The following is a 13,372-nucleotide window of genomic DNA, read 5'->3' as shown; positions in this document are numbered from 1 at the left end:
ACGATCCAGGGGAGCTGCTCGCCCTTCCTCACACCAAGGTCAACACGCGGTTGATCAACAGTATTCCAAGATCATTCTGTTAGGAGTTCTAAGCCACCGGCCGATGGGAGGACCACTCGCCCGCCCAGCAGCGGAACCCTGATCTCGGCGGTGGTGTTCGGGGGCACCGTCACGGCGAGGGTGAACCGCCCGTCTCGCCTGTGCCATTCCGACCGCGCAGTGCCCTGAGGTGTTTCGCAGCTGCCCTTCACGAAGGTCAGGTCACCCACGACCTTGGGCTCGACGACCAGTGATCGATAGGCGACGGCACCCTCCGCGGGACGGATGCCGGCCAGGCCGGCTGCTGGAGCCACGGAACGCGCGCGCCCGACCGGTCCGAGTTCCTCGACGCCCTCGACTGCCGCGACGTGACCGACAGGAAGCAGGTGGTGATCGTCCAGCCGCACGATGTCGGTTGTGGCTCACGGGACCGAGTCAGGCAGGGCACGATTGGCTCGTGACAGATTCGGGGACGGCCGCCTATGACCACTGCGTCGATCTTCCGCCCTTGGTCGCGACTGCGGTGCGGGCGGCTCGCCGGGCCGGCTTCGCCCATTCCTGCCTTCCTGAGCAGGGCCGGCTTCTGCGGACGCTTGCGGGCGGCGTCGGTGCCGGTGTGATCGGCGAGACCGGGACCGGCTGCGGGGTTGGCTTGGCGTGGCTGGCTTCCGGTGCGCGGCCGGGCGTGCGGATCGTCAGTGTGGAACGAGACCGAGCACGGGCGGAGATCGCCGCCGCGGTGTTCGCCGGTGACCCGCGGGTGGGAGGTGCGTAACGGGGCTGGCGGGAGCTGGCCGACCACTCGAGCCGGCGGACTGGCTATGGCTGGGTGGCGTGATCGTCCTGGACGACTTCGCCCCGATGACGAGTTCGCCGCCCGTGTACGAAGGGCAGCCCGACGAAGCCCGCATGTACTGGCTGGACCATCCACGGCTGCGTGCTGCCGAGGTCAAGGTCACCCCCGCCGCCGCGTCTGTTGTCGCGACCTTCGTGGGCTGACATCACGCGCTCGTCACAGGTTGTGTGCGACGGGGTGAAGCGGCTGGTACAGGGGCAGTTCGGACCCACTTGGCATCCTTACCGCGGTGAGCCGCCCCCACCGTTCCTCGGTCACCGGCCGGGAGGTGCCGACACCGGCTGCGGCCAGGTCGGACAGGACCGCGTCCAGGTCGTCGCACATCAGGTAGAACTCGTGCTGCGGCGCCCCGTCCGTCGGGTGGACGGCGACCTCGGCCGGCGGCAGCTTGAAGATCAGCCAGCCGTGTCCGGCATCCACGTGAGGGAACCCGAGGACGTCGGCGACGAAGGCCCGGTCCGCCTCGGCGTCCTGGCTGTAGAGGATCACGTGCGCGCCGCTGAACATGGCCAACAGTGTCTCGCGAAGGCGTTGCCGCGCAAGCCAGAGCCTTCCGACGGCTATCCGTCCCGCGGCGCCAGGGCTGCGGCGAAGCGCGTCGCGACTGTCGCGACCGCGGCACGCAGTTCGTCTCCGCCCTCGACTCGGAAGGCGAACGGCACGGCCGCCAGCCACTCCTGTGCGTACATCGCCGGATTGCTGGTGCTGCCGACGAGCACGCACCCGTTCCCCGATGGTTGGAGCCGTCCCATGGGAGGCCGGATCCAGGGTGCGACCTCGGTCAGCGGGGCGTCGAACACGACGTGGGTGGGGAACTCCCAGCCGGTGCCCAGGTTCTCCTCCAGCGCGGCGATCGGGTCCAGGTCGTCGGGTGGCTCGAACTCGTGCGTGGTCTGTGCGACCGTGCGAATCCGGTCGATCCGATAGGTGCGGATCGCGTCTGCCCGATGGGAATGACACAGCAGGTACCAGCGTCCGTGGCGGACCACGACCGCCCACGGGTCCACCTCGGTCTTCCACGCGTTGCCGCGCTCGCTCTGGTACGCGATCAGCACGCGCTGCCTGGCTGCGACGGCCGCGACCAGTGCGCTGGTGATGGCGGGATCCGGGTGTGCGGACTGCCGGTCGGGCGCGGCTTTGGCGTGCTCGCGCAGGACGGCCGCCTGACGGCCGACGTTCTCGGGCAGCGCCTGGATGACCTTGCCCAGGGCCGCGCCGACCGGGTCGTCGGCTTCGGTGGCCGCCGGCTGGCCGTCGAGCACCGCCATGACCAGGCCCAACGCTTCGGTCTGGGTGAACACGATCGGCGGCAGCCGCGTTCCGCGCCCGAGCCGGTAGCCGCCGTGCGGGCCTCGATACGAGTCGACCTGGATGCCCGCCTCGCGGAGGATCCCGATGTAGCGGCGGGCGGCGCGTTCCGTGACGCCCAGTCTCTCGGCCAGCTGGCCGGCCGTCGTGCCGGGGCGCGCTTGGAGGATCTCCAACGCACGCAGGGCGCGGGCGGTCGGACTCAGGTCACTCGGCACTCGGGCAGGCTAAGCGATGAACCGGAAGCAGATCGTCCGGAATTTCCTCTAGCCTGACGTATCCGCGCTGAAAAGGGGTATTGATCATGGACGTCCTGCTCATCGCCGGCCTGTGGCTCGACGGGTCCGCCTGGGACGACGTCGCGTCCGCGCTCCGGTCGCTCGGCCACCGTCCCGTGCCGCTGACCCTGCCCGGCCAGGGTGACGGGTCCGCCTCCGCCACGCTCGACGACCAGGTGGCGGCCGTGCTCGGCGCCGTGGACGTGGCCTCCGGAAAGCCTGTGGTGGTCGGGCACTCGGCCGCCTGCTCGCTGGCGTGGCTGGCCGCGGACGGGCGTCCGGACAAGATCTCCAAGGTCGTCCTCATCGGCGGCTTCCCGGCCGCCGACGGGAAGCCCTACGCCGACTTCTTCGAACTGCGGGACGGCGTCATGTCCTTCCCCGGCTGGGACCCGTTCGACGGACCGGACTCGGCCGACCTCGACGAGGAAGCCAGGCGCGCGTTCGCCGCCACCGCGATCCCCGTTCCCGGGGATGTGGCCACGGGCGTCGTGCGGCTGACCGACGAACGGCGCTTCGACGTCCCGGTCGTGGTCATCTGCCCCGAGTTCACCCCCGCCCAGGCCGAGGAGTGGATCAACGCGGGCGACGTGCCCGAGCTCGCCAAGGCCAAGCACCTCGACCTCGTCGACCTCGACTCCGGCCACTGGCCCATGCACACCAGGCCGGCCGAACTCGCCCGGCTCCTCGCGGCGGCAGCGGACACCGCCTGAAGAAGTGGATCTTCCATGACCAAGTACGTGATCGGCCCGGACGTGGCCGTTCGACTGGCTCACGACCGGGCCGTGATCGGCACCGGACACCAGATCCTGGCCCCGACACTTCTTCGCTCGCAGACGCTGTCGCTCCTCTACCAAGAGGTACAACGCGGTGAGATGACCAAAAAGGACGCCGAGGGACGACTGGACTACCTGCGCGGACTGCGGATCCGGCTGCTCGGCGACCGCGTGCTGCAGTCCGTTGCGTGGAAGGTCGCCGACCAGCTCGGATGGCCCGACACCCTGGTCGCCGAGTACGTCGCTCTGACCCAGCTCCAGGCAGACGCGTTGATCACGCTCGACGGGCAGCTCGCCCGCGCCGTGAAGAAGCTGGTGACGGTCGCATCGATCGACGCGCTGTTGTCATCTACGACGTCGGACCGTTAGGCGAGAAGTTTCCGGATGATCTCGGTGGCGGTGTCGATGTCCGGCGGAGCACCGGTGATGACGTCGGAGTAGCAGAAGGACTCGGCGAGCCTGACCACGGCGTAGGCCAGTTTGACCACCGGGATCTCCGAGCTGTCGTCGTCGCGTTCGGCGCGGATGAGCTCGGCCAGTCCGGCCACGAGGCGCTGCTGCACCACTCCCTGCTGGGAGGTGAGGACGCGCAGCGCGGTTTCGGGGTCGCGTTCCAGCAGGGCGCGCAGGGCCGGCAAGGCGACCGTGTCGCGCATCGCCTGGTCCAGCACGGCGATCACCCTCGCCATGCCCCGCTGCGGGCTGGCCTGCCACAGGCGCGCCCATCCCCGTTGCGTGATGGCCCACAGCACCTCGCCCAGGACGCGGTCGCGGTCGCCGTGGCGGCGGTAGAGGGTGGCGCGGCCGATGCCGGCGGCGGTGGCCAGGTCGCGCATGTCGATGCGGCTCTCGCGCAGGAACTGCCGGATCGCGAGGGCGATGACCGGATCCACCTCGGGCTCGGTGGTCAGGTTCACGTTGGCCGCGGCGTGAGACAGCATGTATAAAGTGTCTCACGGAGACATTTGGACGGAATGTCTCACCCTGGGCGAGGAGGACGGCGTGCGGCGGATCTGGAGGATGCTGCCCTTCGCGCTGGTCGGGGTGGCGCTGCTGGTCGACCCGGCCACGGCGGGGGCGGCCCGGTGGAACCTGCTGGTGCAGGTCGTGTTGTTCACCCTGGTGGCGGCCGTTCCCGGATACCTCACGCGGCACGTGTCGTACGTCGACGTGGCCTGGCCGTGGGGTTTGGCGGGCATCGGCGTGGTCACCTTGGCCACGGCCGACCGGCTCGGTGTGGTGACCTGGGCGGTCGCGGTCGCCTATCTCGCCATGGGCGCGCGGATGGGGCTGTGGGGGCTGGTGCTGAGCTGGAAGCACGGCTGGTGGACGCCCGGTGCGCCCAAGGCCGAGCTGCCCCGGTACCGGTATCAACGGCGGCGCTGGGAGCGGCAGGGGTTCCACAGCGAGGCGTGGTCCGTCCAGTTCGAGATCTGGATGCAGGGTCTGGCGAACGCGACGGTGCTGGCCGTCCCCGCGTTCGTCGTCGCCGCCGGTCCCCAGGGGCTGTCGGTGTGGTCCGCGGCCGCGCTGATCCTGTGGGCCGGGTCGTACGTGCTGGAGTCGGTGGCCGACCGCCAGAAGCAGCGGTTCAGCGCCCGCGGTGGCTCAGGCACCTGCGATCAAGGGCTGTGGCGCTACAGCCGGCACCCGAACTACTTCTTCCAGTGGATGCAGTGGAACGCCCTGGTGCTGCTCGCGCTGCCGGCACTGCTGGCCCGGTTCCACCACACCGCGTTGCCGGTGTGGGTGCTGCTGGCCCTGGGTCTCGGCCTTGCTTCCTGGGCGCTGTACGTCACGTTGACCACGCACACCGGAGCGCGGCCCGCCGAGTACTACAGCCTGCGCAAACGTCCCGACTACGCGGCTTACCAGGCCACCACCAACATGTTCTTCCCCGGCCCCGTCAGGAGCCCTCAGCAAGTCGCGGAGTGATGAACGGCTGCGGCCAGCGGATTCCGTTCTTGCTGTACAGGTCCCGCGTGATGGTCTATACCAATAAGTGGCCCCGCCTCACCCCTGCCCTGAGGAGGTTCGTCATGCGGAACAAGCTGTTCGAGCTGGCCACGGTCGTCGCGCTGGCGGCGATGGCACTACCCCTGTCCAGCGCGCACGCGGCGACGGTGTCGTCGGTCGCGCCGTACGTCGACATGGGTGCCTGGCCCACGCCTGTGTTGTCCGAAATGGCCGCCAAGGGTGGCGTCAAGAGCTTCACGCTCGGGTTCGTCACGTCCTACGGGTGCAAGGCGAGCTGGTTCGGCGCTTACGACCCCAGGACCGGGTGGCAGAAGGAGGAGATCCAGAAGCTCCGCGCCGCCGGTGGGGACGTGAAGATCTCCTTCGGTGGTGCGTCGGGCATCGAGCTGGCGTACTACTGCACCACGCCGGCCACGCTGGCCAACGAGTACGACGCCGTGGTGAAGGCGTATTCGTTGAAGTACGTGGACTTCGACATCGAAGGGGCCGCAGTGGCCGACCCCACGACGATTCAGCGGCGCTCGCAGGCGTTGAAGATCTTGCAGGACCGCAACCCGGGCCTGAAGATCTCGTTGACGCTGCCGGTGTTGCCGAGCGGACTGACGCAGGACGGCGTGAACGTGGTGCAGTCGGCCAAGAACGCCGGGGTGAACCTGGATCTGGTCAACATCATGGCCATGGACTACTACCAGGGGCCCGGTGACCAAGGGGCCAAGGCGATCGCGGCGGCCAAGGCCACGCAGGCTCAGGTGAAGTCGGTCTACGGGCTGTCGGACTCGGCCGCGTGGAAGAAGATCGGGGTCACGCCGATGCTGGGCGTGAACGACTCGCGCAACGAGATCTTCTACCAGAAGGACGCTCGGGCGCTGGTGAGCTTCGCCGCCACGGTGCACCTGAACATGCTCTCGTTCTGGGAGCAGGGACGGGATGCCAACGCCTGCACCGGTGCGCTGTACAAGTGCAACAACATCCCGCAGCAGCCCTACGAGTTCGCGCGGATCTTCGCCGGCTACAACGGTTAGCCGAGCGTCCAGGTGGCCGTGTCGGTGTAGGCACGGCCATCTCGCGTGCCGGTGATGGTGACCGTGTTCGAGCCTGGCCGCAACGTGATCGGCCACGTGTAGATGTGGTCCGCGGCGGGCGGTCGTGGCCCACCGACGGCTGCACCGTTCAACGTCAGCTGCACGTTGTCCGTTGTGGCGTAAGCGCGGACGGTGGTGGAAGCCGCCGTTCGCTGCGTCCAGCGGGCGCTGTTCAGGTGGACGAACGGCGTCGTGGTCCACTGGGACTTGTAGAACCAGAACGCGTCCTTGCGGATCGCGCGGTCGTAGGTCACGAGACCCTTGTCGTTGCGGCCCAACGTATCGCCTTCGGAACGGCTGTCAACGGCGAAGTCGAACATGTTCCAGACGAAGGTGCCCCAAAGGAAGTCACGACTGCGAAGCTGCGCCCACGAGTTCTCGTGCACCAGGGTCTGGTACTCCTCCGGGTGCCAGCGCGAGGTGGTCACGGGCGGGCTCGGGTTCTCCTCGTGCTGCACCACGCTGCCGCCGGCGCCGTACTCGCTCAGCGCGATCTTGCGCGCGGGGTCGTTGGCGTGCAGGCGGTCCGCCCACGCGCCGGGGCCCGTGCTGCTCTTGTCGTACCAGCCGTAGTACTTGTTGTAGGCGGCCAGATCGGCGTGACTGGAGACCGGGTCGAGGTCGCCGATGTGGCTGGCGTAGGTCGAGAGGCGGCCCGAGTCCTCGGCGCGCACGGAGGCGGCCAGGTCGCGGAGCAGGTTGTTGGTGGCGGTGTTGCTGGTCTTCTGCTCGTTGCCGATGCCCCAGAACGCGATGGACGGGTGGTTGAAGTTCTGGCGGATCATCTCGAGGAGCTGCTGCTGGGCGTTCGAACGGAAGGCCGCGCTGTCGGCGACCTCGTTGACCAGCGGGATCTCGGTCCAGACGACGTAGCCGCGCGCGTCGGCGAGGTCGTAGACGCGCGAGGCCTGCTGGTAGTGGGCGGTGCGCAACGCGTTGACGCCCATCTCGTCCATCAGGTCGAAGTCCTGGCGTTGCTGGTCGGCCGACACCGCCCAGCCGAAGTTCAGGCGGTCCTGGTGGGCGTTCACCCCGTTGAGGCGCAAGGACTTGCCGTTCAACGAGAACCCGGTCACAGCGTCGACCGAGGTGACGCGCAGACCCAGCGGTTCGGTGACGACGTCCTTCACGGCACCGGTGTCCGCGTCGATGATCTCCACGCTCGCCCGGTAGAGGTACGGGTCCGCCTTGCCGTTCCAGCGGTGCGGACGCGGGATCGTCACGGTCTGCACGGTGTCGAAACCGGTGGCGGCGTTGACCGAACGGACCGCGGAGACACTCTCTCCCACCACCACGCCCGCATGATCGGCCACGACCGCGCGAATCTTGGCTCGAGCGACGGAAGTCCTGTTGTTCCAGGCCTTGGTGGTCACCTCGACACTCGCCGAGGCGTCCGTCAAAGCACGCTGACGCAGGTACACGCCAGGGCCGCCGGAGTCGCCCATGCGCACGCCGAGCGGATCAACGCCGACCAGCGACACGTCGCGGTACATGCCGCCGAAGAACGTGAAGTCAGCGGACAACGGTGCCACGTCGACAGCGGCACGGTTGTCGGCTTTCACCGCGATCACGTTGTCCTGGCCGAGTTTCAGGGCCGAGGTCGCGTCGAAGCGGAACCCCGCGAACCCGCCGCGGTGCTGGCCCAGTCGAACCCCGTTGACCCACACGTCCGCAACCTGGTTCACGCCGTCGAACTGCAGCCACAACCGACGGCCCGCGAGACCGGCTGAGGGCGTGAAGTGCTTGCGGTACCAGCCGATTCCCCGGTAGTAGTTCGAGCCGCCGTCCTGGCCGTCCACCGCGTTCCAGGTGTGCGGGACGGTCACCGGGGTCCAGGACGAGTCGTTGAACGCCGGCGCCTCTGCTCCCACGGCGTCGGCGCGCAGGAAGCGCCAGCCGGCGTCCAGACCGACCTTCGCACGCAGGTCCGGTGGCGCGTACGCCGAAGCTGCCGGTGCACCAACGACCATCGCCGAGATCAGCACGAGCAGCGCCAGCAGACGTGTCATGTCCAGCACGCTATTGGCGACGTGAAAGCGGCGTCAACGAAAGGAGCTAGTTCCGGTACAACGGGTTCGGGCAGTCGACGTAGATGCTCGCGGCGCCCTCCGCACGGGTCCACCGCAGCAACAGGTTCGCCTTCGCGGGCACGACCGGGCTCTCCAGCAACGAGTTCAGCAGTGTGAACGATCCGTACCCCGCGAAAACGTCCCGTGCCTCCGCCCACACGTCGAGCTCGGGGTGACGATCCAGCACCGCGCCCGCGATCTCGATCAGGTGGTTCACGACGAGGCAGTACTGGAGCCGCTCCCAGCCCTTCGCCTCGGACACACCGCGCGACCCGCCAGGGCCGTCCACTTCGGACAGCAGCGCCGCGTGCCTTGGCAGCAAACGCATTCCCTCGTGGTCGCGGTAGAACGCCTGCACCGGCATGCCCGACGCGTCCACACCCACCAGAACGTTCTGCAGATGGCACTCCATCACCACACCGTGCGCGAAGAACGCGTGCAGCACAGGAGGAACGACGACCGAGACGTACCGCTGGAACCACCGCAACGCCTCAGCGGAACTCAAGCCGTCCAACGGGTTGCCGTCGAAACCCTCGCTGATCCCGGCCGCCAGCAACGGGGTCACGCCGGGCAACGTGTGCCGCCGCACCCCGTCCCGCACGACCACTGCAAGGCCCTCGAAGCACTCCGGGGACGTTCGATAGCCGCGGTCGATCAGGAACACCGTGCCGGGATAGGTGGAAGCGATGTCCTCGAACACCGGACTCAGCACCCGAGCCAGCGGAGGAACCCAGCGCAGGTCGTGCGCCCACAACCGGCGCACGTCGTTGGTGATCTGCACATCGAGGCTGAACTTGTAGAACAGGTCGGCCGACGGGTCGTAGACCGTGCGCACGGAGGACGTCGGCCACACCACATGATCAGCGACCTCACCGGACAGGCCCAGCAACGAGAGCTGCCACGGGTGTGCCGGCAGAATCCTCGCGGGCAGCGGGACCTCGCCGTCGTCGACGAACGACCCTTCCAGGTGCACCAATGAGAACGAGGCATGCACCTCAGGCGCGTACGGCAACCACTGCGACGCGGGCAGGCCGCCACGGCCCTTTGGCGCGGGGTGGTAGCGGTGCCCGGCGATCAACGCCTGTTCGGAGCGCTGGTAAAGATCCGCCGGCGGAGCGGGCCGTGCCGCCAGCATCGCCGCGATCGCCGACCGGGATCCCGCGATCTCGTCGAGGAACCCGACCGGCGGGTCGCCGAGCTCCTTGGTGACGAGCACGGCGAGCTCGTGCCACGAGAGTGGTTGCCACGAACCGGTGAAAACCTCGGGGTCGGACAGCCAACGGCCCTGGCGTGCGCGCAGCAGGACATCGGTCCGCGGCAGGCGCATCGTGCCGTCCGGGCCTGGCTCACCCACCTCGCGCCGCAGACAGTTGAGCAAGGCGGTCGAGGTGATGGCATCAGAGATCGCTTCCACCGCTGTCCGCTTCCCTCTCCAGATGTGCCAGGATCTGATCATTCTGACGCAGACGCAGGTCGAGGCCGAATTCGCCGCCGCGCTCCCCGCCGGCCGTGCCGAGCGGTTCCTCGCGGCACTGCCGCAAGCCCGCGCGGCCGTACTGGCGCGTCTGCACCGAGCCCTCGCGATCGAACCGTTGCCGCAGGTCAGCGCCAACGTGGCCGAGTACGTCCACCCCGTCGCCCTCCTCACCGCGCTGCGCTGGCCCCACTCGGAGAACCTGACCGCCGAGGTCGCCCACAGCGTGGCCGGACTGGCGCTGTCCCGCACAACGAGCCCGCTCACCACTCCATTCCTCGAACGGTCGCTGGAGGAGCACGAGCAGAGCGTCGTCGACGGTCACCCGCTGCACCCGTGCTGCCGCAACCGCACCGGTTTCACGGCCGCGGACCACCTCGCGTACGGGCCCGAACACCGCCCCGTCGTCGCGCTGCGTCTGCACCCCACCAAGAACCACGTCGTGTTCGGGGACTGGCCGGACGAACTGAGGGACGGCGCGGAAATCCTCCTGCCGGTGCACCCGTGGCAGGCCGACCGGCTGAACGTCCCGAGCGTCGCCACGCTCTCCGCGAGCCCGCTGATGGCGCTGCGCACCCTGTCCGCCGGTGACTGGCACGTCAAAACGACGCTGAGCGCCCAGATCACCTCGGCCGTGCGGGACATCTCCGCGGGCTCGATCACGACGGCCACCGCGGTGTCCGGCTTCCTCGACACGGTGGTCGAGGGCATCGAACTGCAGCACAACCTGGCTTCGGCCGCGGTGCTGACGAACGGCGAGCCGAACCGCGAACTGGGCGTGATCCTGCGCCGCAAGCCCGTGCCACGCGAGGGCGAGACCCTCCTGCCGCTGGCCGTCCTCACCGCTCGCCCGGTCGACGGCGGGCCTCCCCCGATCCGCGCGCTCGGTGACCCGGTCGAGTGGCTCGCGGAGTTCGCCGAACTGGCCGTCCCACCGCTGATGACGCTGCTGGCCCGCGGCGTGGCGTTGGAGGCGCACGAGCAGAACCTGCTGGTAGGGCTCATCAACGGCCGGCCGCGCCGGTTGATCTACCGCGACCTCGCCGACATCCGCGTCAGCCCGCGCCCGGACCTGCCGCAACGCCTGCACGCGGACCACGAGGGCTTGCGCACCAAGACGTTCGCGACGTTCTTCGCCACCGCGATGACCGGCCTCGTCACCGCGCTCGACGCCCCGTCGCAAGACCTCTGGCAGGTGGTCGCGAAGGCGGTACCGGACACGCCGGACCGCCACGCGCTGCTGCGCGACCCGCTTCCCGCCAAGCCGCTGACGTTGATGCGGCTCTTTCCGAAGACGACGCAGTGGGCGCGCCTGCCCAACCCGTTCACGCGTTGAGCAGGGATTCCCGGTGCTGCCAAGCCAATGACAGCAGCGCCGCGCCCGCTGCCTGCGTCGGCTCGTGGTGGACGAAGCGTTCGACGGTGGCGGCGGTGAAGGGAAGTCCCTCCAGGACGCGGCCCTCGTCGTTGTGCGACACCAGGTCGCCGAAGAGCGAGTCGAACCGGCCGGCCTCGATCACCGCGACGGTGAGCATGTCGGTGGCGAACGTCAGCGGGTCGACGCCCATGCCGAGGTACGAGACGCGGGCTGCGGACGTCAACTGCTGTGCGAACGGCCAGCTCTCGTAGTCCACGCCGTGGATCTCCGGCGCGCCGAGCAGCTCCTCGGCGAACTCGCGGATCATGCTGTGCCACAACGAGAAGTCGTCGTCACCGGCCGACTGGAACACGCCGACGGGCAGCACCTGGTACATGCCGCCCGCGTGGCCGACGCGCTTCGGGTCGCGCCAGTGCAGGTAGAAGGTCGCGTCGCCGGTCGCCTCGTCGTGCCGGATCGTGAGGGTGCTGACGGCGACGTTGGTCGGGCGGTTGGCCGGGTCGCACGGGTTGCCCACAGAAGCGCGCAACGACAGCGAGTCGGTGTGGCCGAGCTCGCGGGCCGCGTACTCGTGCGCGCAGGCCTCGCCCACGTCGATGCCGTCGAAGTACGAGCCGAGGCCGAACGTCAGGTGCCGGTCGGTGAAGCCGAGCAGCCGGTAGGTCTCGCGGTTCTCGAACACCGTCGGCGCGGCCAGCGAAGCCATCGCGTCCGAGTAGCTCCGGAAGCCCTCGGGGAGCAGGCCGAACGCGAAGCCCGGGAACTCCGGGGACGTCTCGAGCGACAGCGCCAGGTCCGTCAGCGGCACCGGTGCGGCAGGCATCCAGTGCGGCGCCGTGAGCAGGGGCGTGCCCGCGACCTTGGGCACGTCCGGGTACTCGCCCGCGGCCTTCACCGCCAGCTCGTGGCGGTGTTCCAGCAGGTGGGCGCGGACTTCGAGCCACTGTCGCGACGTCGGCATGACCCCATTCTGCAGCTGTGACGCGAAGTAGCTCGCAACGGAGACGGCTCAGCACACGGCGAAATGACCGGGCCGCCCTGCCTGGCCCGGTCTCCGCTGTGAGGCTGTCAGGCCCGCCAGCGCCGGGACGCGTGGACCACGTCGCCGACCGCACGAGCGAGGCTTCCGTCGGCGTCGACGTGGCGCTCGTACTCGGCCGGAAGCGGCTTGGCCACCTCGGGCGGTGCCTCGTACGGGTCGCTGTCTTCCCAACGCAGCCTGCGTGCCGTCTTCACGAACGCGACCGCCGCGGCCAGCAGCAGCACCCCGATCGCGACCGGCCACCAGACCGATTCCGCGACCGCGATGGCGAACTGGACCTGGGCCACCACGACGAACACGACAGTGAGTCCGACCACCGACCACGGGGCCGATCTGCTGTCACGTCTGCGTCTGGCGGCACCACTTGCCCCCATTGGCGTCACCTCCACCGATGTTGCCGTGGACATCGGCGATTGATCGCACGGAGTTACAACGGCCAAGCGTACTCCCTGGTCGTTTGGTTGCGGACCGTCATCACCCGCACGCCCGCTCACCTGCGGCTGACCGGTGCACAACCCGTGCGGAATTCACTCCGTGGTGTGATCATCAACTGGTGTCCGCACTGCACGCGGGAGACCCCGCTTCATTCGCCGCCGATGTACTCGACGAGGGTCCGGCCGAGCCGGAGTACGAGCCGGGCGTGGCGGGTCGCCGGCCCACCAAGACCTCCGCGGCTGGTGCGCTGATCCGCGATTCCACGGGACGTGTGCTCTTCGTGGTGCCGACGTACAAGGCGGTGCTGGACATCCCCGGCGGCATGACCGAGGACGACGAGTCCCCGAAGGCGGCGGCGGTGCGGGAGATCCGGGAGGAGCTCGGGCTCGACGTCGCGCTGGGGCCGCTGCTCGTCGTCGACTGGACGCCTCGCAACGGGGTGTGGCGCGACTGTCACCAGTTCGTGTTCGACGGTGGGGTCGTCGACGGCGCCACCGCACACGACGACGAACTGGAAGGCGTGCTGTACCTGACGCTCGACGAGGCGCGGACCCGGATCTACCCGTCGCTGCACCGGAGGCTCACGGTGGCTCTCAGGGCCCTTGAGAGCGGTTCCACGCTTTACGCGGAGTTCGGCCGGGAGGTCTGACCTAAGCTC

General features: G+C 68.9%; 16 protein-coding genes. 8 read left to right on the top strand and 8 right to left on the bottom strand.

Annotation, left to right across the window (positions count from 1 at the left end):
- Window positions 1–71: 71 nt before the first annotated feature.
- The gene (locus ABZ345_RS39235; protein ID WP_359860023.1) at window positions 72–446 is read right to left on the bottom strand and encodes an alpha-L-rhamnosidase C-terminal domain-containing protein; all 375 of its coding nucleotides are present in this window, start codon (window positions 444–446) and stop codon (window positions 72–74) included.
- 50 nt (window positions 447–496) lie between these two features.
- Between ABZ345_RS39235 and ABZ345_RS39230 the strand changes: the two genes are divergently transcribed.
- Both ABZ345_RS39230 and ABZ345_RS39225 read left to right on the top strand, forming a co-directional pair.
- Window positions 497–814 carry a hypothetical protein gene (locus ABZ345_RS39230; protein ID WP_359860022.1) on the top strand — a complete coding sequence of 106 codons (318 nt, stop codon included), beginning with the start codon at window positions 497–499 and terminating at the stop codon, window positions 812–814.
- 59 nt (window positions 815–873) lie between these two features.
- On the top strand, window positions 874–1,038 hold the full coding sequence (locus ABZ345_RS39225) for a hypothetical protein (protein WP_359860021.1): 165 nt from the start codon (window positions 874–876) through the stop codon (window positions 1,036–1,038).
- Window positions 1,039–1,051: 13 nt separating this feature from the next.
- On the opposite strand, the gene ABZ345_RS39220 is transcribed toward ABZ345_RS39225, so the two are convergent.
- Together ABZ345_RS39220 and ABZ345_RS39215 are read right to left on the bottom strand one after the other, a co-directional pair.
- Window positions 1,052–1,402, bottom strand: a complete 351-nt coding sequence (locus ABZ345_RS39220; RefSeq protein ID WP_359860020.1) for a VOC family protein — start codon at window positions 1,400–1,402, stop codon at window positions 1,052–1,054.
- Window positions 1,403–1,455: 53 nt separating this feature from the next.
- On the bottom strand, window positions 1,456–2,421 hold the full coding sequence (locus ABZ345_RS39215; protein WP_359860019.1) for a WYL domain-containing protein: 966 nt from the start codon (window positions 2,419–2,421) through the stop codon (window positions 1,456–1,458).
- Between the two features lie 86 nt (window positions 2,422–2,507).
- On the opposite strand from ABZ345_RS39215, the gene ABZ345_RS39210 reads away from it, so the two are divergent.
- Both ABZ345_RS39210 and ABZ345_RS39205 read left to right on the top strand, forming a co-directional pair.
- Window positions 2,508–3,194, top strand: a complete 687-nt coding sequence (locus ABZ345_RS39210; protein ID WP_359860018.1) for an alpha/beta fold hydrolase — start codon at window positions 2,508–2,510, stop codon at window positions 3,192–3,194.
- Window positions 3,195–3,209: 15 nt separating this feature from the next.
- Entirely contained in the window at window positions 3,210–3,626 is a 417-nt protein-coding gene (locus ABZ345_RS39205) for a type II toxin-antitoxin system VapC family toxin (RefSeq protein WP_359860017.1), read from the top strand.
- On the opposite strand, the gene ABZ345_RS39200 is transcribed toward ABZ345_RS39205, so the two are convergent.
- Window positions 3,623–4,198, bottom strand: a complete 576-nt coding sequence (locus tag ABZ345_RS39200) for a QsdR family transcriptional regulator (RefSeq protein WP_359860016.1) — start codon at window positions 4,196–4,198, stop codon at window positions 3,623–3,625. The genes ABZ345_RS39205 and ABZ345_RS39200 overlap by 4 nt on opposite strands.
- A 61-nt stretch (window positions 4,199–4,259) precedes the next feature.
- On the opposite strand from ABZ345_RS39200, the gene ABZ345_RS39195 reads away from it, so the two are divergent.
- Both ABZ345_RS39195 and ABZ345_RS39190 read left to right on the top strand, forming a co-directional pair.
- Window positions 4,260–5,192 carry a DUF1295 domain-containing protein gene (locus tag ABZ345_RS39195; RefSeq protein ID WP_359860015.1) on the top strand — a complete coding sequence of 311 codons (933 nt, stop codon included), beginning with the start codon at window positions 4,260–4,262 and terminating at the stop codon, window positions 5,190–5,192.
- A gap of 104 nt (window positions 5,193–5,296) precedes the next feature.
- Entirely contained in the window at window positions 5,297–6,256 is a 960-nt protein-coding gene (locus ABZ345_RS39190; protein WP_359860014.1) for a chitinase, read from the top strand.
- Here ABZ345_RS39190 and ABZ345_RS39185 read toward each other — a convergent pair.
- Both ABZ345_RS39185 and ABZ345_RS39180 read right to left on the bottom strand, forming a co-directional pair.
- Complete coding sequence (locus ABZ345_RS39185; protein ID WP_359860013.1) at window positions 6,253–8,325, bottom strand: glycoside hydrolase family 2 TIM barrel-domain containing protein; 2,073 nt, start codon at window positions 8,323–8,325, stop codon at window positions 6,253–6,255. The genes ABZ345_RS39190 and ABZ345_RS39185 overlap by 4 nt on opposite strands.
- A gap of 46 nt (window positions 8,326–8,371) precedes the next feature.
- Window positions 8,372–9,799: an IucA/IucC family C-terminal-domain containing protein gene (locus ABZ345_RS39180; RefSeq protein WP_359860012.1), complete on the bottom strand. Its 1,428-nt coding sequence runs from the start codon at window positions 9,797–9,799 to the stop codon at window positions 8,372–8,374.
- Between the two features lie 22 nt (window positions 9,800–9,821).
- On the opposite strand from ABZ345_RS39180, the gene ABZ345_RS39175 reads away from it, so the two are divergent.
- Window positions 9,822–11,195 (top strand): IucA/IucC family protein, encoded by a 1,374-nt coding sequence (locus ABZ345_RS39175; protein WP_359860011.1) that lies wholly within the window; start codon window positions 9,822–9,824, stop codon window positions 11,193–11,195.
- On the opposite strand, the gene ABZ345_RS39170 is transcribed toward ABZ345_RS39175, so the two are convergent.
- Window positions 11,185–12,198 carry a hypothetical protein gene (locus ABZ345_RS39170; RefSeq protein ID WP_359860010.1) on the bottom strand — a complete coding sequence of 338 codons (1,014 nt, stop codon included), beginning with the start codon at window positions 12,196–12,198 and terminating at the stop codon, window positions 11,185–11,187. The two genes, ABZ345_RS39175 and ABZ345_RS39170, sit on opposite strands and share 11 nt — an antisense overlap.
- Before the next feature lie 107 nt (window positions 12,199–12,305).
- Entirely contained in the window at window positions 12,306–12,653 is a 348-nt protein-coding gene (locus tag ABZ345_RS39165; RefSeq protein WP_359860009.1) for a hypothetical protein, read from the bottom strand.
- A 179-nt stretch (window positions 12,654–12,832) separates the two neighbouring features.
- Here ABZ345_RS39165 and ABZ345_RS39160 point away from each other — a divergent pair, with 179 nt between their 5' ends.
- Window positions 12,833–13,363, top strand: a complete 531-nt coding sequence (locus tag ABZ345_RS39160; RefSeq protein ID WP_359860008.1) for an NUDIX hydrolase — start codon at window positions 12,833–12,835, stop codon at window positions 13,361–13,363.
- Window positions 13,364–13,372 lie beyond the last annotated feature (9 nt).

The sequence above is a fragment of the Lentzea sp. NPDC005914 genome, from assembly GCF_040629405.1.
Classification (GTDB): Bacteria; Actinomycetota; Actinomycetes; order Mycobacteriales; family Pseudonocardiaceae; genus Lentzea.
The sequence above is the reverse complement of the archived record's forward strand: the minus strand, read 5'-3'. Positions and strand labels throughout refer to the sequence as shown.